Annotated in this window: 24 protein-coding genes and 1 pseudogene; 9 read left to right on the top strand and 16 right to left on the bottom strand. The window is 70.1% G+C overall.

What is annotated here, in order from left to right; translation table 11 throughout:
* Positions 1–118: 118 nt before the first annotated feature.
* Positions 119–475: a hypothetical protein gene (locus AB0F91_RS34245; protein ID WP_360604349.1), complete on the top strand. Its 357-nt coding sequence runs from the start codon at positions 119–121 to the stop codon at positions 473–475.
* 179 nt (positions 476–654) lie between these two features.
* On the opposite strand, the pseudogene AB0F91_RS34240 reads toward AB0F91_RS34245, so the two are convergent.
* Positions 655–780, bottom strand: a pseudogene (locus AB0F91_RS34240) (IclR family transcriptional regulator C-terminal domain-containing protein); the annotation flags it as partial.
* On the opposite strand from AB0F91_RS34240, the gene AB0F91_RS34235 reads away from it, so the two are divergent.
* The gene (locus AB0F91_RS34235; RefSeq protein ID WP_360604464.1) at positions 736–1032 is read left to right on the top strand and encodes a DAK2 domain-containing protein; all 297 of its coding nucleotides are present in this window, start codon (positions 736–738) and stop codon (positions 1030–1032) included. The pseudogene AB0F91_RS34240 and the gene AB0F91_RS34235 sit on opposite strands and share 45 nt — an antisense overlap.
* A gap of 21 nt (positions 1033–1053) precedes the next feature.
* On the opposite strand, the gene AB0F91_RS34230 is transcribed toward AB0F91_RS34235, so the two are convergent.
* The 4 genes from AB0F91_RS34230 to AB0F91_RS34215 are packed head-to-tail and all read right to left on the bottom strand — an operon-like array spanning position 1054 to position 4903.
* Entirely contained in the window at positions 1054–1902 is an 849-nt protein-coding gene (locus AB0F91_RS34230; RefSeq protein ID WP_360604347.1) for a hypothetical protein, read from the bottom strand.
* 42 nt (positions 1903–1944) lie between these two features.
* Complete coding sequence (locus AB0F91_RS34225; RefSeq protein ID WP_360604345.1) at positions 1945–3243, bottom strand: aldehyde dehydrogenase family protein; 1299 nt, start codon at positions 3241–3243, stop codon at positions 1945–1947.
* Between the two features lie 2 nt (positions 3244–3245).
* A complete protein-coding gene (locus AB0F91_RS34220) occupies positions 3246–4751 on the bottom strand; it encodes a CoA transferase (RefSeq protein ID WP_360604343.1) in 1506 nt (501 codons plus the stop codon).
* Complete coding sequence (locus AB0F91_RS34215) at positions 4748–4903, bottom strand: hypothetical protein (RefSeq protein ID WP_360604341.1); 156 nt, start codon at positions 4901–4903, stop codon at positions 4748–4750. Before AB0F91_RS34215 ends, AB0F91_RS34220 begins: the two co-directional genes overlap by 4 nt.
* 83 nt (positions 4904–4986) lie before the next feature.
* Here AB0F91_RS34215 and AB0F91_RS34210 point away from each other — a divergent pair, with 83 nt between their 5' ends.
* Positions 4987–5751, top strand: coding sequence for a methyltransferase domain-containing protein (locus AB0F91_RS34210; protein ID WP_360604339.1), 765 nt, complete (start codon positions 4987–4989; stop codon positions 5749–5751).
* On the opposite strand, the gene AB0F91_RS34205 is transcribed toward AB0F91_RS34210, so the two are convergent.
* From AB0F91_RS34205 to AB0F91_RS34185, 5 genes are all read right to left on the bottom strand, one after another.
* Entirely contained in the window at positions 5726–6472 is a 747-nt protein-coding gene (locus AB0F91_RS34205; protein ID WP_360604337.1) for an alpha/beta hydrolase, read from the bottom strand. The genes AB0F91_RS34210 and AB0F91_RS34205 overlap by 26 nt on opposite strands.
* Before the next feature lie 17 nt (positions 6473–6489).
* The gene (locus tag AB0F91_RS34200) at positions 6490–6786 is read right to left on the bottom strand and encodes a hypothetical protein (protein WP_360604335.1); all 297 of its coding nucleotides are present in this window, start codon (positions 6784–6786) and stop codon (positions 6490–6492) included.
* Between the two features lie 185 nt (positions 6787–6971).
* Positions 6972–8426 (bottom strand): NAD(P)/FAD-dependent oxidoreductase, encoded by a 1455-nt coding sequence (locus AB0F91_RS34195; protein WP_360604333.1) that lies wholly within the window; start codon positions 8424–8426, stop codon positions 6972–6974.
* Positions 8416–9882: an AMP-binding protein gene (locus AB0F91_RS34190; RefSeq protein WP_360604331.1), complete on the bottom strand. Its 1467-nt coding sequence runs from the start codon at positions 9880–9882 to the stop codon at positions 8416–8418. The genes AB0F91_RS34195 and AB0F91_RS34190 overlap by 11 nt, the downstream gene beginning before the upstream one ends.
* A 34-nt stretch (positions 9883–9916) precedes the next feature.
* Positions 9917–10660, bottom strand: coding sequence for an SDR family NAD(P)-dependent oxidoreductase (locus AB0F91_RS34185; RefSeq protein ID WP_360604329.1), 744 nt, complete (start codon positions 10658–10660; stop codon positions 9917–9919).
* Between the two features lie 125 nt (positions 10661–10785).
* Between AB0F91_RS34185 and AB0F91_RS34180 the strand changes: the two genes are divergently transcribed.
* A complete protein-coding gene (locus tag AB0F91_RS34180; RefSeq protein WP_360604327.1) occupies positions 10786–11382 on the top strand; it encodes a TetR/AcrR family transcriptional regulator in 597 nt (198 codons plus the stop codon).
* A gap of 45 nt (positions 11383–11427) precedes the next feature.
* Here the strand turns inward: AB0F91_RS34180 and AB0F91_RS34175 are convergent, their stop codons facing one another.
* From AB0F91_RS34175 to AB0F91_RS34150, 6 genes are all read right to left on the bottom strand, one after another.
* Positions 11428–12258 carry an alpha/beta hydrolase gene (locus AB0F91_RS34175; RefSeq protein WP_360604325.1) on the bottom strand — a complete coding sequence of 277 codons (831 nt, stop codon included), beginning with the start codon at positions 12256–12258 and terminating at the stop codon, positions 11428–11430.
* 264 nt (positions 12259–12522) lie between these two features.
* Positions 12523–12711, bottom strand: a complete 189-nt coding sequence (locus AB0F91_RS34170) for a hypothetical protein (RefSeq protein ID WP_360604323.1) — start codon at positions 12709–12711, stop codon at positions 12523–12525.
* Between the two features lie 44 nt (positions 12712–12755).
* Positions 12756–13424, bottom strand: a complete 669-nt coding sequence (locus AB0F91_RS34165) for a response regulator transcription factor (protein ID WP_360604321.1) — start codon at positions 13422–13424, stop codon at positions 12756–12758.
* The gene (locus tag AB0F91_RS34160; RefSeq protein WP_360604319.1) at positions 13421–14053 is read right to left on the bottom strand and encodes a HAMP domain-containing sensor histidine kinase; all 633 of its coding nucleotides are present in this window, start codon (positions 14051–14053) and stop codon (positions 13421–13423) included. Before AB0F91_RS34160 ends, AB0F91_RS34165 begins: the two co-directional genes overlap by 4 nt.
* A gap of 104 nt (positions 14054–14157) precedes the next feature.
* Positions 14158–15000, bottom strand: a complete 843-nt coding sequence (locus AB0F91_RS34155; RefSeq protein WP_360604317.1) for a hypothetical protein — start codon at positions 14998–15000, stop codon at positions 14158–14160.
* On the bottom strand, positions 14993–16510 hold the full coding sequence (locus AB0F91_RS34150; protein WP_360604315.1) for a polysaccharide deacetylase family protein: 1518 nt from the start codon (positions 16508–16510) through the stop codon (positions 14993–14995). Before AB0F91_RS34150 ends, AB0F91_RS34155 begins: the two co-directional genes overlap by 8 nt.
* A gap of 180 nt (positions 16511–16690) precedes the next feature.
* Here AB0F91_RS34150 and AB0F91_RS34145 point away from each other — a divergent pair, with 180 nt between their 5' ends.
* The 5 genes from AB0F91_RS34145 to AB0F91_RS34125 form a co-directional block, all read left to right on the top strand.
* Positions 16691–17383, top strand: a complete 693-nt coding sequence (locus AB0F91_RS34145) for a response regulator transcription factor (RefSeq protein WP_360604313.1) — start codon at positions 16691–16693, stop codon at positions 17381–17383.
* Positions 17384–17388: 5 nt separating this feature from the next.
* On the top strand, positions 17389–18672 hold the full coding sequence (locus tag AB0F91_RS34140) for a nucleotide sugar dehydrogenase (RefSeq protein WP_360604311.1): 1284 nt from the start codon (positions 17389–17391) through the stop codon (positions 18670–18672).
* Positions 18673–18700: 28 nt separating this feature from the next.
* Complete coding sequence (locus tag AB0F91_RS34135; protein ID WP_360604309.1) at positions 18701–19684, top strand: NAD-dependent epimerase/dehydratase family protein; 984 nt, start codon at positions 18701–18703, stop codon at positions 19682–19684.
* A gap of 107 nt (positions 19685–19791) precedes the next feature.
* Positions 19792–20757 (top strand): glycosyl hydrolase family 18 protein, encoded by a 966-nt coding sequence (locus AB0F91_RS34130; protein ID WP_360604307.1) that lies wholly within the window; start codon positions 19792–19794, stop codon positions 20755–20757.
* The coding region (locus tag AB0F91_RS34125; protein ID WP_360604305.1) for a glycosyltransferase at positions 20754–22294 on the top strand (1541 nt) is incomplete at its 3' end. The genes AB0F91_RS34130 and AB0F91_RS34125, both read left to right, overlap by 4 nt.

Here is a 22294-nt window from a genome sequence, read left to right as displayed (position 1 = left end):
CGCAGTGACGTGCGCAACTCGATTTCCGGACGAAGCGGTGGAACCAGACGTAGGATGCGTCCACAGTGGAGCGTTTTTTCCCGTCAGCGGAACGGCCGGTGGTTGCTAGGCTGCCGGTGTGAATCGCACGATCGCGGTGAACTACCCCGCGCCGATCCCGGTCGGCCACGTCGTCGAGGTGACGGAGTTCGCGGATGCGCGCCCGGAGAAGAAGCGCCGCGGGTTCGACCTGAGGGAGGCCTTCCGGCACCCGGTGCTGCTCGACCGCACCACCGGGATCCGGTACATGAACCACGTCCACGCGTCCACGGGCGGCAACGGCGGGAACACGTTCACCCCGGTGCTCTACCCGGTGGTCCCCCGGCCGGACCTCGCCGTGTCGGCCGTCTGGCTGGGCACCGTGGTGGCGTGTGCCCTCGTGATGAACGAGGGCCTCAACGGGCAGCACACCACCCTGGTGCTGGCGCCGGGCTGACGGCTCAGTTCGCCGGGCCGACCGGCACCGGCCAGCGGCTCGCGCCCAGCTCGCGGGAGATCGTGCGGGCGGTTTCCGCCACGGCGGTGCGCACGGCGTCGGCCACCGGCCAGTCCGGCCACCGGCACCACCACGCCGATCGCGCCGATCGCGGCGTCGGCCGCGTCGGCCGCGTCGAAGATCGGAGCGGCCAGGCCGCATTCGCCGAACACGGCTTCCTCCTGCTCGCCGTCCACGGCGTCGCGGCGGACCTCGTCGAGCTGCGCGCGCAGCGTTTCGCTGTCGGTGACCGTCGCGTCGGTCATGCTGCGCAGGCAAGGCCGAAGCCGGCCACAAACCGTGGTCGACGCGATGGCCCGGGCCGCCTCGGCTCTGCGCGACGCGAAACGCTCCGAGCCCCTGCCCGCTGCGCCGCCGACGCCGCGCACGCGGGCACCGCGTCGGCTTCTCACCTCCTGGCCAAGCGTGGCCGCGCCGGCTACGGCGGCGAAAATGCCCGCGGTGGCACGGACCCGGGGGCTCGCATGGTCGCCTTGTTCTTCGAAGCGGCCGCTTAGTCCGCGGTCCGCGGTGGAGGGTCAGGGCATGGCCGGGGCCTGGCGTGGGCCCATGACCGCGCCGGCGACGACCAGGAGGGCGCCCACGAGGAGGAGGATCGGGCCGAGGCCCAGTGAGGAGAAGTTGCCCCAGTAGAGGGTGGCGATGCCGGCCGCGTGGAAGATCAGCATGACGGCCGCGCGGCCGCTGAAGACCGTGCGATACCACCAGAAGTCGGCACGCGTGAGTTCACGGCTGCGGATGCCGCTCAGCAGGAACGCCGAGCGCTTGGCCCGGATTGCGCCGAGGGTCCAGGGCAGCACCGACGCGGCGGTGGCGGCGGTGATGATGAAGGCGAGGAACCGCACGTAGGTCGCCGCGAAGCCGGAGGCGGCCGCGTTGTCGCCGGCCGCCTTGACGAGGTCGAGGAAGGACATCGTCACCGACTGGGTGCCGTTGGTGAAGGTGACCCACGAGACGCCGAAGAGGGCGACGAGTTCCAGCACCACACCCAGCCCGGCCGGGATCGCGCCGAGGCCGGGCTGGGTCAGCGGGCCGGCTGCCGGGCCCGGCTGCTGGGAAAAGCCCTGCGGCTGCGGGGAGAACTGCTGCTGCGGCGCGCCCCACTGTTGCGGCCGGCCGTGCTGCGGGAGGGCTTGCGGGTAGCCGGGCTGCGGGTACCCGGCCTGACCCGGCTGACCCTGGTGCGGAACTCCCGGCTGACCCGGTTGCCCTTGCGGCTGCGCGTAACCCGGCTGCACCTGCTGCTGCGGGTAACCCGGCTGCGGCTGGCCAGGCTGCCCGAAAGCCTGCTGCGGCTGGCCCGGCGCCGGATACCCCTGCTGACCTTGCGGATAACCCTGCGGTTGCTGACCCCCTGGGTGGCTCATGATCCAGGATCGTAGCCGCCCTCGGCGGGTTCCACCGAGGGCTCAGGACAGTGGCTTGTCGAGCACCGCCTTGAGGTTGCTGAACGTGTCGATGGAGTACTTCCCGTGGTAGCGCCCCATGCCGCTCTCGCCGACGCCGCCGAACGGGAGTTCCGGCGCGACGAGGTGCAGCACCGGCATGCCGAACGTCACCGCGCCCGAGGAGGTTTCGGTGAGGATGCGTTGTTTGACCTCTTCGGACTCCGTGAACGCATACAGCGCCAGCGGTTTGTCGCGGCCCGTGATGAAAGCGATGGCGTCGTCCAGAGACGGAACAGCCAGCACCGGCAGGATCGGCCCGAAGATCTCCTCGCCCATCACGGGCGCGTCCGGCGCGACCTCGGCGAGCACGGTCGGCGCGATGAACTTGGTGTCGCGGTCGGTCTGCCCACCCGTGACCACCCGCCCACTGGCGAGCAGCTTCGACAGTCGGTCGAAGTGGCGGGTGTTCACGATCCGCCCGTAGTCCGGGCTCGCAGCCGGGTCGTCGCCGAACTTCGCCCGCAGCACCTCCGTCAGCAGTGGTTCGAGGCGCGCCGCCGTGTCGCCGATCGCGAGCACGTAGTCGGGCGCGACGCAGGTCTGGCCGGCGTTCATGAACTTCGTGTCCACGATCCGCTGCGCCACCACCAACAGGTCGACGTCGGTGTCCACGATCACCGGGCTCTTGCCGCCCAGCTCCAGCGCGACGGGCGTGAGGTGCTTCGCCGCGGCCGTCATCACGATCCGCCCGACGACGCCGTTGCCCGTGTAGAAGATGTGGTCGAAGTGCTGTTCCAGCAGCTCCGTCGTCTCGGGGATCGCGCCCTCCACCACGGCCACGGCCTCGGGGTCGAGGTACGCCGGCACGTGGCGCGCGATGGCGGCCGACACCGTCGGCGAAAGCTCACTCGGCTTCACCACGGCGGCGTTGCCCGCGGCCAGCACCCCCACCAGCGGCGCCAGCGCGAGGTGCAGCGGGTAGTTCCACGGCCCGATGATCAGCGCGACACCCAGCGGCTCCCGCACCACGTGGCCCTCGGCCGGCAGCAGGCGCTCCGGCAGCCCGGCGGGCTGCGGCGCGAGCCACTCGTCAAGGTGCTCCAGGGTATCTTCGACCTCGTTGACGACGAACACCAGCTCGGTGCGCCGGGCCTCGGTGGCGTTCTTCGCGAGGTCGGCGTGCAGGGCGGCGAGGAAGTCGTCCTCCTGCTCCAGCAGCATCCGCTTCAACGCGCCGAGCTGCTCGCGCCGCCACGACAGCGGCTTGGTACGGCCGGCAGCGAACGACTTGCGCAGGCGGGAAACGAGGTCCGGGATCATGATCACGACCCTAACCGCGGCAGCCACTCGGCGCGTCCGGACCCGAGCGGCACGAGGATCGTCGAGAACTGACCCGGCGTCTGCGACATCCGCACCTGGTCGGTCACACCCTGGTAGAGCCCCAGCGGCGTCTCGGCCGTGAACGTCTCCGGGTCGACGTACGCATGCAGCTCACCGGTGCCGGCGACCGTGCGCGCGTATTCCTTGTCGAACACGCCCAGGCTGATGATCCACAACGCGATGCGCGTCAGCGAGATGTGCACGCGGTAGCTGCCGCCTTCGGTTGCCCGGCGCATCAACGCCGCGCAGATCCCGGTGGTGGCGAGCCACGGCACCAGATAGTCGTTGACCACACCGATGTGCGGCAGCACAGGCTGGTCCGGCGAGCCCTCCAGCGTCATCATCCCGGCGACGCACCCCGCCGTCTGGTCGAAACCCACGCGCTGCGCCCACGGCCCACGTTCGCCGTGCAGCGACACCGTCGTGTGGATGATCCCGGGCCGCAGCTCCGCGGCGCGCTGGGCGGACAACCCGAGCCCGGCGACCAGCCCCGGCCGGCGGTTGGCGTAGAACACATCAGCGCCCCGCACCAGCTCGTGTACCTTCGCCAGCGCCGTCTTGTCACGCAGGTAGTCCACTGTGGACGAGCGAACGCCGACGTTCGCCGTCGAGTACGTCACCGGGTTTTCCCACTCGGTGGGGCGCCACAGGTTGAGCGCGTCGGCTCCGTGCTGCGCCAGCGCACGGCCGATGGCGGCGCCGGCGATCACGTGCCCCATCCCGAGTGCGCGAACGCCGTCGAGGGGCTGGCGAGCGCCCCCGGGCAGCGGTTCGGGATCGGAGTCGCCGATCTTCTCGATCTCGATCAACGGCAAGCCGGCCAGCACGTCGCGGTACTGGCGCGTCTCGAGGAACTCCTCCGTGCTGCGCACCATCGGCATCACGAGCCCCGCGTCGGCGCCGGCCTCCTCCAGGTCGCGGGCGTTCCAGCGGGCGACGGCGTTGGCCACGGCGGGCTCGTCGTCGTAGGTGCGCAGGAGCTTGAGCCCGGCGGACTTCAGCTTGGGGTAGATGTTGAGCGGCATCACCCAGCGGCCGTCCCCGGCGCGGTAGAACTTGAGCGTGAACGGGCTGCCCGGGTCGGCTGTGTTCGTCGGCGGCAGGCCGTTGATGAGCTCCCACTTCTTGTCGTAGAACGGGCACAGCCGGTGCGGCGCCGTGCGCACGTCCATGCTGATGTCCTGGCCCGGCCCACCGCGGTGGCGCCACAACGCGGCCAGCGCCACGGACTTCGCGACGAGCCCGATCGCCGGCGCCGCGCCCAGCCGTACCGCACTCGGCACGATCGGGTCCGCGCCGAGGAACTCGACGCTGCCACCGCAGTCCTTTTCGGACAGACCGGCGTCGGCGAGCACTTCGGCCAGCGCGGCGTGGATGTCGAACCGGTCGCCGGCCTCGGAACGGATGGGGTTGGCGAGCGCTTCGCGGATCCGGTCGGTGACGGTCATCGCTGCTCCTGTTCCGGCGTGGTTCCCAGCGCCCTCATCACGGCGATCTGCTTCTCGTCACGGGCCTTGGCCAGCTCGTCGATCGTGCCGCCCGGAAAAGCCGGCGCGGCCAGGGGTGTGGTGAGCTGGGCGAGGACTTCGTCCTCACGCATGAGCAACTTCCCGCAAGATCACGAACCGCAATCTACCTGCGACTTTCCCCTGCCGCATGTCGGTGACAGGCATGATGGGCGCCATGCCTGCGCCCGCTTTCCACTACGACGCCGAGTTGCGCCGCTACCAGCCTTGGCTGCGCGAGGCCATCGCCGTGGGCCCGGACGACACCGTGCTCGACATCGGGTGCGGCGTCGGCACGACGACGTGCGAAGCCGCCCGGCTGGCGATCCGGGGAAGCGCCCTGGGCATCGACGTCTCCGCGGCCCGGCTGGAGGCGGCGCGCCGGCTCGCCGCAGACGTCGCCAATGTGCGGTTCGAGCAGGCCGACGCGCAGGTGCACGACTTTCCGCCCGCTGAGTTCACCCTGGCGTTCAGCCGCTTCGGCACGATGTTCTTCGCCGATCCGGTGGCCGCGTTCACCCATCTCGGCCGCGCGCTGCGGCCCGGCGCGCGCCTGGTGCAGCTCGTGTGGCAGAGCGGCAACCAGCAGGAGTGGCTGTCCGAAATCAGCCGGGCCGTCGGAAATCCGGCGGTGCCGGACGACAGTCCGTTCTCGCTCGGCGAGCCCGCCGTGGTCAGCGAGGTGCTGGCCACGGCGGGGTTCACCGACCTGCGCTTCACCGACGTCGCCGAACCGCTGTGGTACGGCCCGGACGCCGGTACCGCCGTCGACGCGGTGCGGCCGTTGCGCCTGGTCAGTGACGCGCTGGCTCAGCTCGGCGACGTCGAGACCGAGCGCGCACTCGACCGGTTGCGCGAGGTCATGGCCACCCACCAGAGTGCCGACGGTGTGTGGCTTGGCTCCCGCGCTTGGCTCGTCACGGCGTGCCGAGGTGCCGGCTGAAGAAGCGGACCGCGCTGGCCGCCTCGAACCGCGGGAGCTGCTTGTGTTTGCCCGCGTTGGCGTGCAACGTCTTCTCCGGTGAGGCGAAGGCGTCGAACAATGCGAGCGCGTCTTCGCGCGGGATGTGCTCGTCGTCCCACTGCACGGCGAACTCGATCGGGATGGTGATCCGCTTCGCCAGGTCGACCAGTGTCGACGGCCAGAACTGACCGAGCGCCGCGGCCTTGATGCGGGGTTCGACCGCGATCAGCGGAACGCCGATCGCCGTGCCCATGTTGATGCCCCAGTAACCGACGGGGCCCGGCACCTCGTCCTGCAACGCGTCGAGCGCCGCCTGCCATTCGGGCACAGCACGCGCGGCGAGGTCGCCGTTGTAGCGCTCGACGATCGGGCCCACGGGCTCGCCCGTCGCCATCGCCTCCTGCATCACGGCGATCTCGCGGTCGTCGTCCGCCGAGCGGGGCCGGTCGCCGTGGCCGGGTGCGTCGAGCACGGCCACGGAGAACCCGGCGGCGACGAGCAGCCCGCCCCGGCCGGTCATGGCCGGGTGCTTCTTGTGATTGCCACCGCCGTGCCCGAGGAGCACGAGCGGGCCCGGGCCCGCGAACGGTGTCCACAGGACGCCGGGGACCTCGCCGACGGTGAATTCGCGTTCGACGAGACCGTCGGCCGAGGTTTCGGAAGTGAAGTACATGGCATGCCGCCTTTCGGAAGTGCTCATGGCGCTCCCGGCGACACCTACCGCCCGACCACGAAACTGAGGGGGAGCACCCACATCGATCCACTGAACACGGGTACCACCTCCTCGAGCCGAATCGCAGTCGAGCGGACACTACCGACCCTCGCGTCCGCCGGGCAAATCGTTTTCGCGCTCCAGACCGGCGAGCCCGTCCGGCGTGCCGACGCGTACAGGGTGGCGGCCGTCGTGGTACCCGCGTGCCCGGCCCGCGCGATCAGACCGGCGACGAACGGTGCCGAGGCGCTCGTGCCGTTCGCCGCCGCCCAGCCACCCGCATCGATGAAGTAGATCGACAACTGCTCGGCGAGCGCCGAGACATCGGCGACCGTCCGGTCGCAACAGTGCGAATCCCGCTGCCGCGCCGGTCTCGCGACGTGCAGCCGCTGCCTCCGGAGAGCGACGCCGACTCCGCGAAGGAGCTACGTGGAGGGCCCGGCAGAGGTTCCACCGCCGTTTTGTGTTGGTCCGTTCGGCGCAACGCTCAGGTCACCACGTAGTCCGACGTCCGGAAGTGGCGGGTCCGCCGCCAGAACTCCACGGTGCCCGCCGGCCACAGCACGGTGTTGCGGCCCGACTTCGGGTCCTGGTACCAGCTGCGGCACCCGCCGGTCTGCCAGACGGTGGCGGCCATCCGCGAGTCGAGCCAGTCGTTGAACGCGTTCTGCACCTCGGCCCGCACCTCGAACGCCTTGGCGCGCCGGAGGCGGCGCAGCGCGGCGACCACATAGGACGCTTGCGCCTCGATCATGAACACCTGGGAGTTGTGGCCCAGCCCGGTATTCGGGCCGACCATGAGGAACAGGTTGGGGAACCCGGCGACGGTCGTGCCGAGGTAGGCCTCGTTGCGTTTGCTCCACGCGTCGGCGAGCGTGCGGCCGTCGCGGCCTTCGACCTCGAACCGGATGGTCTGCTGCGTGTCGAAGCCGGTGCCGTAGACGATCACGTCGGTGGGTACGGCCACCCCGTCGGCGCCCACGACGGCGTCGGGACGAACCGACGAAACCCCGCCGGAGCGGACGTCGACGTGCGGCTTCGTCAGCGCGGGATACCACGTGCTGGAGATGAGCAGGCGTTTGCAGCCGATGGTGTAGTCGGGCGTGAGCCGCGCACGCAGTTCCTCGTCGGGCACCTGCTTGCGCAGCAGCCGTTTCGCGAGGCCGGCCGTCTGTTCCATCGCGGCCGGGTCGGCGACGAACCCGACCGCGCGGCGTTCGTGGATCCAGTACAGCCGGTCGCGCACGTACCACCGGAATGGCGGGAACCAGCGCGCCCAGAACTTGTGCCGGGCGTCGAACGCGCGGTCGGCCTTCGGCACGATCCACGGCGGCGTCCGCTGGAACACCGTGAGCGCCGCGACCCGGTCGACGATCGCCGGCACGAACTGGATCGCGCTCGCCCCCGTGCCGATCACGGCCACGCGTTTGCCGGTCAGGTCCACGTCGTGGCGCCACCGCGCGGAGTGGAACACCTCGCCGCGGAACGACTCCACGCCAGGCAGTTCCGGGTACGACGGGTGGTGCAGCGGACCGACGGCCGATACGACGAACCGCGCGCGGTAGGTCTCCCCCGTCGCCGTGGTCACCTCCCAGCGCCCGGCGTCCTCGTCCCAGGCGGCGCGCGTGACGCGTTGCCCGAAGCGCAGCCGGTCGAGCAACCCGCGCCGGCGCGCGACATCGTGCAGGTACTCCAGGATCTCCGGCTGGCCGGCGAACAGCCGGCTCCAGTCGGGTTTCTGCGCGAAGGAATACGAGTACAGCGGCGACGGGATGTCGCAACCGCAACCGGGATAGGTGTTGTCGCGCCAGGTGCCGCCGAGGTCTTCGGCCGCTTCGAGGACGCGGAACGACCGGAAGCCGGACTTGTCCAGCCGCGCCGCGACACCCAGACCGCTGAAGCCCGCGCCGATCACGACGACGTCGACGTGGTCAGCGGGCATCGGAGAGCTCCCGCTTGAGGACCTTGCCCGACGGGTTGCGCGGCAGCTCCGTCACGAACCGCCACTCCACCGGCACCTTGAAGTCGGCCAGCAGCTTCACCGTGTGCTCGCGCAGGCTTTCCTCGCTCGGCGTCCGCCCTGGCCGCGGCACGACCACCGCGCGCACACGCTCGTCGAAGATCGGGTCGGGCACGCCCACCACGGCGACTTCCGCCACGTCAGGGTGCTGCGCGAGCGCGCTCTCCACCTCGAGGCTGTAGATGTTCTCGCCGCCGCGGATGATCATGTCCTTGAGCCGGTCGAGCACGCGGACGAAGCCCTCGCCGTCGATCGAGCCGACGTCACCCGTGTGCAGCCAACCGTCCACAAAGGTCGACGCGGTGGCCTCCGGGTTACCCCAGTACCCCGCGGCCACCACGGGTCCGCGCACGCACAGCTCGCCGACGGTGTCGCGCAGGTCGCGCGGCGGCTCGCCGGACAGGGCGATCGCGACCTCCACGCCGTCGACGACCGGGCCGACACTCCACGCGTGGCTCAGGTACTCGGCGCCGGCGGTGAAGGTGACGATCGACGTGCCTTCCGTGAGGCCCCAGACGTTGCCCAGCACCAGATCCGGCAGCTGCGCCTTCACCTGCGCGGGGAACGACTCCGGCACCGGCGAGCCGCCCATCACGAATAGCCGCAGCGACGACAGGTCCGCGCCCGCGTCCTCGGCCTTCAGCAGGATCAGCCGCAGCATCGCCGCGACGCCCGCGAAGAACGTGATGCGCTCCGACGCCATGAGCGCCACCGTGGTCTCCGCCTTGAACGCGGGCGTGAACACGCAGCACGCGCCGTTGGCGAGGAAGCCGATGAACTGCGACACGATCGCGGTGGCGTGGAACATCGGCGCGGCCACGAGCGTGCGCTCGCCAGGGGCGGCGCCGAGGCGTTCGCGGACGGTGCCGGCGTTGAACATCAGGTTGGCGTGCGTCTGCATCGCGCCCTTGGGGCGGCCGGTGGTGCCGGACGTGTAGAGCAGGTGCGCGACATCGCCGGGCTCACTCCGCTGACCCGGTTGCGCGGCGGGGTCGGCGGCTTCGCCGGAGTCGGCCGTGAGCACGGCGGCGTCGACGGCACCGGGCAGGTCGCGGTCGGTGATCACGAGCTTCGCGCCGGAATCTGTGAGCACGTGCTCGATCTCGGGCTGGGCGAAGCGCGTGTTCACCAGCACGCCGATGGCGCCGGCGAGCTGCACGCCGAAGTAGCTCACGGCGTACTGCCAGCCATTGGGCAACAGGATCGCCACGCGGTCGCCCGGCGCCACGCCGAGCTCGCGTAGCCGCGTGGCGACCACGGCGGAGCGGCGCACCATGTCGGCGTGGGAGATGCGGGTCTCGCCGTCGACGAGAGCTTCGCCCGGGCCGTGTCTTCCGGCGACGTCGAGCAGCATGGCGGGCAGGGTTCTGGCGGGCACGGGGATCTCCTGGGTGCTCAGCGGTGCTGGGTGCTCAGCGGTAGAAGCCGCCGCGAGTGAGCCCGGAGCCGCCGTCGAGGCGCAGCGCCTGGCCCGTGGTGTAACCCGCGGCCGGGGAAAGCAGGTAGAGGACCGAGCCGACGACCTCGCCCAGCGACGCGACGCGGCCCATCGGCACGCCGGCGAGCAGGCGCTCGCGGGCCGATTCGGGCATCGCGAGCACCTTGGGTGTCGCGAAGAGACCGGGCTCGACGGCGTTCACGCGCACGCCGTCGCCGCCCCACTCCGCGGCGAGCGAGCGCGTCAAGCCGAGTACGCCGGCCTTCGCCGCCGCGTACGCCGTCTGTCCGGGCAGGCCGTCTTCGGCCGCGACGGAGGAGAGGAACACGATCGAGCCGGTGGATTCCTTCAACGCCGGGTAGGCCGCGCGGGCGAGGACGAACTGCGCGACGAGGTTGGCGTCCACATCGGACCGGAACGCGTCGAGCGGGAAGGTGCTCGCGCGGTGGACGGTGTCGACGATCCCCGCGGCGCCGATCACGGCGTCGAGCCCTCCGAGCCGTTCGACGGCGTCGGTGACGGCCTGCGCGGCGGCGGTTTCGTCGGTCAGGTCGGCGACAAGGTGCCCGGAGTCGGCCGCAACGCGGTCTATCCCGATCACGCGGGCGTCGACCTGCGTCAACGCAGCGACGAGCGCCCGGCCGAGACCGCCGGCGGCTCCGGTGACCACCACGCGGCTGCCCGGCCGCGGCAGGGGCGACCAGTCGTGTTCGGTCATGAGATCCTTGTCCGTGTCGATCGATTGATCGACAGCAAGGCTAACCAGGTGGAGTTCACCTCGTCAACGTGTCGATCGTACGATCGGCACGTTCGTACCCCCACCTCTTCACCGGACGGAGGGCCGTGGCCAGGAAGAAGTCGCTCGACGAGGGGCCCGATCTCCGCGCCTTGATCCTCGAACGCGCGAGTGAGCTGTTCCACGAGCGCGGCTACAGCGCCACGTCGATTCGCGACCTGGCCGACGCGGTGGGCATCTCGTCCTCGACGATGTACCACCACTTCACGAACAAGCAGGAAGTGCTGCACGCGATCGTCTCGCGGTTCATGACCGACTTCGTGGCCGCGACCGTGCCCGTGCTGCGCGACGAGTCCCTGTCGCCCGGCGAACGCGTGCGGCGGGTCGTGCGGCTGCACCTCGAACTGAGCGACGACCGGCGTCCGGAGCTGCTGGTCGGCAACCCCATCCGCTACGCGCTCGACCCCGCCCAGCAGGCCGAGGCGATCAAGCTGCAGACCGCGTACCACGACGCTTTCCGCGATGTCCTCGCCGAGGGCGTCGCCGCCGGCGAGTTCCGGATCGACGACGTCGCCGTGACCACGATGGCCGCGCTCGACATGCTCAACGGCGTGCGCGAGTGGTTCGCCCCGTCCGGCCGCCTGACGCGCAACGAGATCGTGGCGCAGTACACCGCGCTGATCGAGCGGCTGATCGGACGGTGAGAACAGCCCCGGCCGAGGTGGCCGGGGCTGTGTTTCGGACGCGGGTTACTTGGTGGTCGCGTTGGCCGCGCTCACGATGATGTCCGTGACCTTGTCGGGGCGTGAGACCAGCACGGCGTGCGAGGCTCCCGGCACGACGACGGTGTGGGCGTGGGCGCGCTCGGCCATCCACTCCTGCGCGGCCGGCGGGATGTTCTTGTCACCGGTCGGGATCAGGTCCCACACTGGGATGTTCTTCCACGCGGGCGCTCCCGAGAGCTCGCTCAGCGCCGACGCGGTGACCGGGCGCTGGCCGGCGGCCATCTGACGGGCCTGCGGCAGCGGGACGTCGGCCGCGAACTGCTTCGGGAAGAGGTCCTGCTTCACGTAGAGGTCGGTCTCGCCGCCCGGGAGGGTGACCTGCTGCAGCGTGTCGCCGAGTGTGCTGCCCGGGAACTTGTTCGTCAGGCCGAGCGCCGACTCGCCCTGGTCCGGGATGAAGCCCGCGATGTAGACGAGCGCCTGCACCTTGGGGTCGTTCAGCGCGGCGCTGGTGATCACGGAGCCGCCGTAAGAGTGCCCGACCAGCACGACCGGCCCGTCGACGCTGTCGACCAGGGCCTTGATGTAGGCGCCGTCGGACGCGACCCCGCGCAGCGGGTTGGCGGCGGCGATCACCTGGTAGCCGCGCTGCTCGAGCCGCGTGACCTCGCCGTTCCAGCTCGACGTGTCGGCGAACGCCCCGTGCACGAGCACGATCGTCGGCTTCGCCTTCGCCGGCGCGTGGTGGTCGGCCTGCTGCGGGGCCGCCGACGACGGCACCGCCACGAACACGGCGGCCGCGGCCAACGCGGCGGTCGCGGCGGCGATCCGGGCCAGGCGAGTACGTGTGCGCATCTCTTGCTCCTCGGGACGTTCGGACTTCGCTTGTCCCGAACACTACAACTTAATTGCGTGCAATCAAATTGTGCAAGGTGCGTGAAAGATCATCCTCAGGTCCGGAATAGATGGCCCCTCGGCCGCAGATGGGGGGACGACTCGGCCCCCGGCCCAACCGGAGTGCGCCGGCTCGGCATCGATCAGCAGCGATGACCACTGACCTCGCTCGGCGATCATCCGGCCGCCGCCGCGACTGGCCGGGCACCCCTCGTCGACTGGACCTCACTCCTTCTGCGAGAACAGGAACACCGCCAGCACCGGCGAAACCGCGACCACGATCGCCAACGCCGGCTCCGGGCTGGTGATGTCGAGACCGGCCCCGGCGACCGGATCGGACCACGGCGGTGATGCTGCGAGCGCGCAGGTGCGTCGCGGCCATTGAGACCGCGACGCACCTGCAGCACCCCGCAATCAGCCGCACCTGCCGGACACGCGCCGGCGTGGCGGCAAAGGACTTACCCGAGCCGGGCCTCGAACCCCGAAATCGCCGACGACGCCGGCACCAGCGCGTGCCGCACCGCCAGCGCGGCGGCCTCCAGCCGCGAGTGGACCCCGAGTTTCACCAGCACCCCCTGCACATGGCTGCGCACCGTCGCCGTGGACACGCCCAGGCGGCGCGCCATCGTCTCCGTCGTGTCGCCGTCGATGAGCATCGCGAGGCACTGGCGTTCGCGGCTGGTGAGGAAGCGTTCGCGCAGGTCGATCTCGCGCGAGCGGTCGGCGGCGGGCGCCGAGGTGCGCACGGGGACGTCCACGAGGGTTTCGCCGGCGATCACGCGGTCGATGGCGTTGATGAGGTGCTCCACGCCGCACGTCTTGTGCACGTAGCCGGCCGCGCCGGAGCGCAGGGCGTCGGCGACCGCGCCGTTGCCGGGGCTTGCCGTGAGCATGATGACCTTGGTGCCCGGGCTCGCGGCGAGCGTCGCGGCGACGCCGTCTTCCACGGGGCCCGCGCCGAAGTTGCGGTCGAGCAGGCAGACGTCCGGGCGCGTTTCGCGCACCGTGTCCACCACTTCCGCGAGCGTGCGGGCGGTGCCGACCACCCGCATTCCGTGCCGCTCCAGCAGCCCGGCCAATGCTTCGAGAAAAACCTTGTGGTCGTCACCCAGGACGATGCTCGTCATTCATGCTCCCCTTCACTCAGGTGGCGGGGGAAGACGATCCGCACGCACGTGCCCTCCGGCTCACCCGGACCGACCAGCGCCTGCGCACCCGACGCCTCGGCGAGGTGCGCGACCGTGACCAGGCCGAGCGACGCCGTCCCCGGCGGGATCCGCCCGAACCCGGGCCCGTCGTCCGTGATCGACACGGTGACCGGCGAGTTCGCCGTGAGCTCCACACGTACGTGACCGTCGGGCCCCGCGGCGCGCACCGCGTTGCCCAGCACGTTGGCCAGGATCCGCCACAGCACCGTGCCGTCCGCGCGGACGGCAGCGGCCGCTCCGTCCACGAGCACTACCGAAGGCTCACTGACCCGATCGGCCAGCTTCACCAGCTGCGCCAGCAACGGCCGCAGCGGCACGATCTCCTCGTGCGTCTCGGCCGCCAGCGCGTGGGAAACCAGCGTGCGCAGCCGCGAAACCTGCTCACCGATCAGCTCCACGCCGGCCACGTCCTTGAGCTCCGACTCGACCAGGTAGGCCAACGTCGTGATCTCGTGGCCGAGATCGTGCAACACTCCCCACAGAGCTTGAACGGTCCGATCCTCGCTGCGGCGCCCGGTGGCCGCCCGGCGTTCCGGCACGGTTTCCATGGCTTTTTCCCTCGCCTTTACCTTTCCCCGACCGAAGGGAGTCGTCCGCGATCTTGGGGACGTTACCGGCGCATAACCCAGGCGTCGGCGAATAGGCGGGAATCTCAGCTCTCGTGTGTGACACCTCTCGTGGTGACGATGATCTTCCAGGGCCCCGGCGGCACCTCCGAGTCGTCGACGAACTGCCAGTCGACCCGATCGTTCTCCCCGTTGAGCTCGGCGAATCCGAGGCATCCGTTCAGCGCAGGTGAGACGTCCGTTCCGGCACCGTTGAAACGATCATTCGCCGGCCGGGCGTCGTCGGTGCCGAACACGTACTTCGCGTCGTCGTAGCGGCCGGGGCCCGCGTCCTGGATCTGTCCGTAACAGACCTTGCCCGCGTGGCGGATGCGTACCCAGCGATTTTTCAAGAGGCTGAAGCCGGGGTCGGAAACCCGCGCGGAATAGCGATCGTCAGATGCCCACGGCACCACGGCGGCGCGTTGGCGATGTGCCACCTCGTCTCCCACATCGTCGAAAGGAAGGTCGAGATAGAACGGATTCTCCCGCGGCGTCATGCGCGTGGGAAAGAATCCGTTGGCCGCCGTGCGCGGTTCGGTGTCGCAGGTTTCGGCGGTGACCACGCCGTCGCAGCCGCCGTAGTGGTCGAGCCACCGGTCGTCGTAGGCGGACTCGACCTGGCTGCCGTCCTCGGCGTTCGGGTCGAAGATCTCGCCGACCCAGAATGTGGTCGCCACGATCCCCGTGTGCCAGGGGAAGGACGAGGGCACCGAAGGCGGGGCGAGCGAGGGCGGGCCCGCCGGCGCGCCCGCCCCAGGGGAGTGGACGGGCGCGCCGGTGCAGCACGCGGTGGTCAGCACGGCCGCCAGACCCCACACCGCGTGCCTGATCCGGATCGCTGCCCGGCGGCGAGCGCCAGGCAGCGACGGGGAACGGGCGTCAGTCACCGGGCTCCACAGGAGCGATGACCTGCCCGGGCTGCGCGCCCACCAGCGGCTTCGCGTTGCGGCCGAACGTGCCGGCCTTCAGCGAGTTGCGGCTGGTCACGCTGTACCGCTGCGGACTCGTGGTGGACGCCTTGATGGCGGCCGCCGCTGCCGCACCGGAACCCGTGGCGAACGAGTAGTCGTCCGTCGTCACCGAACCGTTGGCGATGAGCGCGAGGCCGAAGCTCATCCCGACCGCACCCGCGGGCGCCGCCGGAGTGGTGAGCGTCGCCTGCGTCCAGTTCGACGCCGCCGCGAGCCATGGTCCGGACGTCCAGTACTGCCAGAAGCCCTGGGTGTTGCGGTAGTACAGCGAGAACTGGGTGATCGCCGTGGACTTGTACCAAACGCCGACGGTGTACGTACTGCCCGCGCTCACCTTGGGCGTACAGGCCCCCAGGTCGAACGTCGGCAGCAGCTTCGCATCACCGTCGGTGTAGTTGGTGACGTCGAGCTTCTGCGCGTAGGTACCCGTGTGCTTGTCGGTGGTGCGGGTCCACGTCGGCGTGTTGGCGCCGTAGCCGCCCGGCATGTAGCAATCGGGGAAGCCGGTGCCGCTGGTCGAGCTTTCCAGCGACGTGTTCGTGAGCGTGGTGTTCGTCGACGCCGGTGCCGTGACGATCGGCTTCACCGTGCCGCCGATGGCCTGGTTCATTGTTTTCACGGTCGTACCGACGCTCTTTCGTGCGTTCAGCCACGAGAGGAACTGGTCGAGCCGCGTTGTGTCGATCGACAGCTCGTCGCACCCCGTGCCGTTGCAGACGTGGTGGAAGGTGAAGGTGAGCAGGCCGCCGTTGCGCTCGGCCGCCGTGACCACGCTCTGCATCTGCGCCAGTGTCCAGGTGTTGTCGTCCTGGTCGAGGGCCCGCAGCTGGTAGGGGTCGGCTGGTCTGGTCGTCTCGGCGGCGGGACAGCCGGCACAACCGTGCGCCGACGCCAGGTCACCGAGACCGCGAGCGCTGTTGTAGCCGCAGGTCTTGGCGGTGTTCGCCACTGCCGTGTTCACCGACGCGTACGGGTACGCGAAGCTCGTGACGGAGAATCCCATGCCGGCCAGTGCGGCGCGGTCGTTGCAGATCTGCCGTTTCGCCTCGTCGGCGGGCACCGTCGTGAGGTCGGGGTGCGACACGGTGTGTCCGCCGATTTCGTGCCCGGCGCCCTTGATCGTCTGCAGGTTCGCCTGCGTCAGATAGTTGGGCGCGCCGACCGAACCGCTGATGATGTAGAACGTGCCCTTCATGTTGTACTTCTGCAGAATCGGCAGCGCGCTCATCTGATCCGCATTGCCGTCGTCGAAGGTGAGAACGACGCCCAGCGGCCGCGCCAACGACGCACCCGCTGTGGAACTGCCCACCACCAACGCGGGCAGCACCCACAGCAGCGCGGCCGCGCAGACCGCGAGCCGCGTGCGTGCCCGCCGGAAATCAAGTCCCTTGCGGGCCTTGCGGTGTTTCCGCGTTCTTCTTTGCATGGGTGGCCACCAAAATGATCGGGGATACCTCAGCTGACCGTATGGTCCACGCCCGGCACCCGGATCCCCATAAGGGACGAGCCCGCCTACCGCAGATGCCGGATCTCCGTCATCTGTATGAGCCGTCTTTCGCACACCTGACTGAGGACAACCGGTTCCGGGGCCTGTTTGCTGTGCGGGGTGGACATCACCCGCCTGTTCTTGATCGAGGATCACCGCATGGTGGCCGACGTGCTGACGTCAAGCCTCGCCGCGGTGCCCTGGATCAGGGTGGTCGGCACGCGCGCCACCTCCGATCCGACGCTGCGCTCCGCGCTCATCACGCAGCAGCCGGACGTGGTGACCGTGGAGCTGGAGTCGCTCACCGACGTGCGTGAGCGGATCCGCACCTGGCGCGAAGCGGCGCCCACGGCCCGCTTCGTCGCCCTCACCGCGAGCCGGGACCGAGATCTCGCGGTGTGCGCTGCCTACGCGGGGATCGACACCTGGATCCCCAAGGAAAGCTCGCTCGAAGACCTGCTGGACCGCGTGCGCGGCGCTCGCGCCGGGCACGCGTGGTACCCGCCGGAGCTGCTGGCCGTGCTGTTCGACCGGCTGCGCCGCGACGGCGCCACCCCGCACCGGCCGGCTTCGAGCACTCTCGACGTGCTGAGCGAGCGTGAACGCGAAGTGCTGGTGGCGATGGTCGACGGCGACCGCAGCGACCAGATCGCGGCTCGGCTCCAGCTTTCCCGCAACACCGTGCGCACGCACACCCGCAACCTGTTCCGCAAACTGAAAGTCCATAGTGGACTGGAAGTTGTCAAGATCGCCCGAGCCGCCGGCATCGAGCCCCAAGTCGAGGCGCCGTTATGGAAAGGGGAAACCCCTTGACACTCATGGCCGAATCCCCCATCAGCGAGGCCGAGGACCTCATCTCCGTCGCCATCGTCGGCATGGGCTACGTGGGTCTGCCGACCGCGCTGGGCCTGCACGCCGACGGTGCGCGAGTGCTGGGTCTCGACTCCAGCGCCGACCGGCGCGAGTCGATTCTGGCCGGCGAGCCCGACCTCGTCGAGGCCGACCTCGCGCGCCTCGTCCTGGCCCGCCGGGACGGCCGGTTCGACCTCACCGGCGACCCCGCGCGGCTCGCCGAGGCCGACGCGGTGATCATCTGTGTCCCGACACCGCTGGACCGTTACCTGACACCGGATCTGGGTCCGCTGCGGGCGGCGTGCCGATCAGTGGTCGAGTACGCCCGACCCGGCCAGACACTCGTCCTCACCTCCACCAGCTACGTGGGAACCACGCGCGAGATGCTCGTCGAACCGTTGCGGGACCGGGGTCTTGTGATCGGCGAGGACGTGTTCGTGGCCTTCAGCCCCGAGCGGATCGACCCCGGCGTCGCCGAGCACACGCAGCAGAGCACGCCCCGCGTCGTCGGCGGCTACACGCCGGCGTGCACCCACCACGCCCGGCGCGTGCTGGCGAAGCTGACGCCGCTCGTGCACGAAGTCTCCTCGGCCGAAGCGGCGGAGCTGACGAAGCTGTACGAGAACTCGTTCCGCGCGGTGAACATCGCACTGGCCAACGAGTTCGCCGGCATTTGCTCGACGCTGGAGCTCGACCCGATCGAGGTGACGCGCGCGGCCGCCACGAAACCGTACGGGTTCATGAGTTTCTACCCCGGCCCTGGCGTCGGCGGGCACTGCATCCCGTGCGACCCGCATTACTTGCTGTGGCAGCTGCGCGAGGCCCACGGCGACGCGCCGTTGATCAGCCAGGCCATGACGTCGATCGCGCACCGGCCCGGCCAGGTCGCCGACCGCGTCACGGCCACGCTCTCCGCCGCCGGCCGCGGGGTCGCGGGCGCACGGATCGTCGTGGTGGGCGTAACCTACAAGCCGGGTGTGCGCGACCTGCGCGAGTCGTCCGCGCTGGAGATCATCGAGCGGCTGGCGGCCGGCGGGGCGAAGGTCGAGTACCACGATCCGCTCGTGCCGGAGCTGAAGCTGGGCGGGCGCTCGTTCCAGAGCAACTCCGATCCGCACGGCACGGACTTCGACCTCGTGCTGATCCACACCGTCCACCCCGGACAGTCCTACGACTGGATCGCGCACTGCCCCTTGGTGCTCGACGCCACCTACACGTTCGACGCGGCCACCCACCGCGAACTGGTCTGAATCTCTTGTCTACCGAAAGGGCGTACTGATGCGGTGCTTGGTGACCGGCGGGGCCGGATTCATCGGTTCCCACCTGACCGAGCGGCTGCTCGGCGAGAACCGCGAGGTGGTGGTGCTGGACGACTTCAGCACCGGCACCGAACAGAATCTCGCGGCCGTGGCCGGCGACGCGCGGTTGCGGATCGTGCGCGGTTCTGTCCGCGATCCGGCCGCCGTCGAGTCGTGCATGGAGGGGGTGGAGCAGATCTACCACCTGGCTGCGGCCGTCGGCGTGTTCACAATCATGCAGAAGACGCTCGACAGCCTGCGCACCAACCTGCTGGGCACCGAGGTCGTGCTCGACGCGGCGCTGCGTCACGACGCGCGCATCCTCGTGACCTCGACCAGCGAGGTGTACGGCAAGAACACCTCGATCGGGCTGAAGGAGGACGACGACCGCGTGGTGGGGTCGCCGTTGAAGAACCGCTGGTCCTACGCCGAGGCAAAGGCGCTCGACGAGACGTTCACCTACCTCTACGGCAGCGAGCTCGGCGTGCGGACGGTGCTGGTGCGGCTGTTCAACACCGTCGGCCCGCGCCAGCGCGGCCACTACGGGATGGTGGTGCCGCGGTTCGTGGACCAGGCGCTGACCGGGCAGCCGCTGACGGTGTTCGGCACGGGCCGGCAGACGCGGTGCTTCTGCCACGTGCTCGACGTGGTGCCCGCGCTCGTGGCGCTGCTCGACGACGAGTCGGCGCACGGCACCGTCTACAACCTCGGCAGCCCCGAGCAGGTGAGCATCGAGGAACTGGCGGAACTGGTGATCGCGGCCACCTCGTCCGAGAGCTCCATCGTGAAGGTGCCCTACCAGGAGGCGTACGGCGCGGGGTACGAAGACATGCAGCGGCGGGTGCCGAACTGCGCGCGGGCGGCGCAGCAAGTCGGGTTCCGCGCAGCGCACAGCCTGCGGGAGACCATTGCCGCGGTCATCGACGACCGGCGGACGCAGCTGCGGACCGCCGTCGCGGGTTGAGGACGCACCGGAGGCCCCGGTCGCGTCACCGCGGCCGGGTCGCCGTGCTTCTCCTGTGTGAGCTGCTGGTGCTGACGTTGTTGCGAGACGGAGGAGCGCGCGCGGCCGTGCAGCCGCACACGATCGCGTCGCTCCCCTACTGGAACCTCGCCGAGGGGACTTCGACAGTCCAGGCGCACGAGTCGCAGATCACGGAGGCGTCGCCGTGGCTCTACGGCCTCGACGCCCAGGGCCGGCTCGTGGCCCAGTCCCAGCGCAAGGACGATCTCGCGCGGCTGCGGGCCACCGGAGTGGAGCTCACGCCGACGATCGCGAACGTCACCGAGGGACGCTGGCACCCGCAGATCGTGCAGACCATCCTCCACGATCCAGCGGCGAGCGCGCGGCACGTCTCGGACATCGTGGCGCTGGCCGTGCGGGAGGACTTCTCGGGCGTGGACATCGACTACGAGGAGCTGCGCTCGACCGACCGCGCCGTGTTCACGGCGTTCGTCACGCGGCTGGCGGATGCGTTGCACGCCAACGGGAAACGCCTGTCGGTGGACGTGTTCGCGAAGACGACGAACGCCGGGTACGACGAGCGCAATCGAGCGCAGGACTACGCTGCGCTGGGCCGTGCGGTCGACCAGGTGCGGTTGATGGCGTACGACTACCACTGGCAGACGTCCGCGCCGGGCCCGATCGCGCCCGAGGGCTGGGTCCGTGACGTGCTGACGTATGCGACGTCGCAGATCCCGCGCTCGAAGATCGTGCTGGGCGTGCCGATGTACGGCTACGACTGGGTGGGCCACAACGCCGTGCCGGTCACGTGGGTGCAGGCCTACGGGCGGTCGCGGGAGTTCGGCGTGCCCGTCGAGTGGGACGGGTTCAGCGAGTCACCCCACTTTTCCTACACCGACGCCGCTGGGGAGCGCCACGACGTGTGGTTCGAAAACGCCTACAGCGCGTCGATCAAGTTCACCCATGCCCGGCAATTCGGGATCGGCGGGGTGTACCTCTGGCTCTTCGGCACGGAGGACGACCTCGTCTGGTCGAAACTCGACACTTACTGGACTACGGCGGAGGCACGATGATCCCCCTGTGGCTGCTGGCAATTTTCGTCTTCGGGGTGAACTTCACCCTGTGGGGCACCGCCGGTCTGGCACGCGCACTCGAAAACCGCGTGCGGCCACCACAGCCGCCGCGGCCGTCACCGGTGGCTCGCGCGCGGCCCGCCCGCGTGCACCGCTCGCGCGTCGCCGTGCTCATGGCCGCGCACAACGAGGAGGTGGTGCTCGGCGAGTCGCTGGCCGCCATCACTCGCCTCGTGCCGGCGTCGAACGTCCACGTCGTGTCCGACGGTTCCACCGACCGCACCGTCGAGCTCGCCCTCGCGTGCGGTGTCAACGTCACCGCGACGCCCAGCAACGTCGGCAAGGCAGGCGCGCTGGAGGAAGGCGTGCGCCACTTCGCCCTTGACACCCGCTACGACGCCGTGCTGCTGCTCGACGCCGACACCCGCCTCGACCCGGGCTACTTCGACGCCGCCCTCCCGCAGTTCGACGACCCCGACGTGGTCGCCGTCGCCGGCTGCGCCGCCACCGACTGGTCCGCGTCCCGCCGTGGCTTCCTGCCGTTCCTGTTCACCGCACACCGCGCACGCATTTACGCGCTGCTGCAACGCCTTCTCAAATTCGGCCAGACCTGGCGCCGGACCAACGCGACCCTCATCGTCCCCGGCTTCGCCAGCCTGTACCGCGCGGAAGCGTTGCCGCTCATCGACATCAACCCCCCGGGCCTGGTGATCGAGGACTTCAACATGACGTTCGAGGTCTACCGCAAACGCCTCGGCAAGGTGGGGTTCTCGTTGAAGGCCATCGCCGTCACCCAGGACCCGGACGCCTTCCGTGACTACGTCCACCAGACGCGCCGCTGGGCCCTCGGCTTCTGGCAAAGCGTCCGCCGCTACCGTCCGCGCGCCGACCTGTTCAGCTTCATGCTGGGCCTGTACGTGCTGGAACTCGTTTTCGCCAGCCTCTTCATGGCCTTGCTGCCGTTGATGGTCGTGCTTCTGCTGCTGGCCCTCATCCCCGGCTTCCTGTCCGTACCGGTCGCCGGCGACGTGACCTTGGCGATCGGCCACTACGTCAACCTCCCGACCATCGCCTTCGGCATCCTCGTGCCGGACCTCCTCCTCACCCTCGCCGTCGTACTGACGGAACGCCGCGCCCGCTACCTGCTCATGGCGCCGCTGTACCTCCCCCTTCGCTGCCTCGACGCATGCATCGCCCTCTGGACCCTGCCCCAGGCCTGGGGGGACGGCTCCGGCCGCTGGCAAAGCCCCACCCGCCGCAGCACCGACATCACCGCGACCCCGGACCTCGCCACAATCGGCGCCGGCGTGGGGGCGGGAGCCAGCGTGGGCTCCGGAGCCAGCGTGGGCGCGGGATCCGGCATGGGCTCAGCAGCCGGCATGGGCTCAGGAGCCAGCGTGGGTGCGGGAGCCAGCGTGGGCTCAGCAGCCGACATGGCTGCAGGAGCCAGCGTGGGCTCCGGAGCCAGCGTGGGCGCGGGATCCGGCATGGGCTCAGCAGCCGGCATGGGCTCAGGAGCCAGCGTGGGTGCGGGAGC

The sequence above is a fragment of the Amycolatopsis sp. NPDC023774 genome, from assembly GCF_040639695.1.
GTDB lineage: Bacteria > Actinomycetota > Actinomycetes > Mycobacteriales > Pseudonocardiaceae > Amycolatopsis.
The sequence above is the reverse complement of the archived record's forward strand: the minus strand, read 5'-3'. Positions and strand labels throughout refer to the sequence as shown.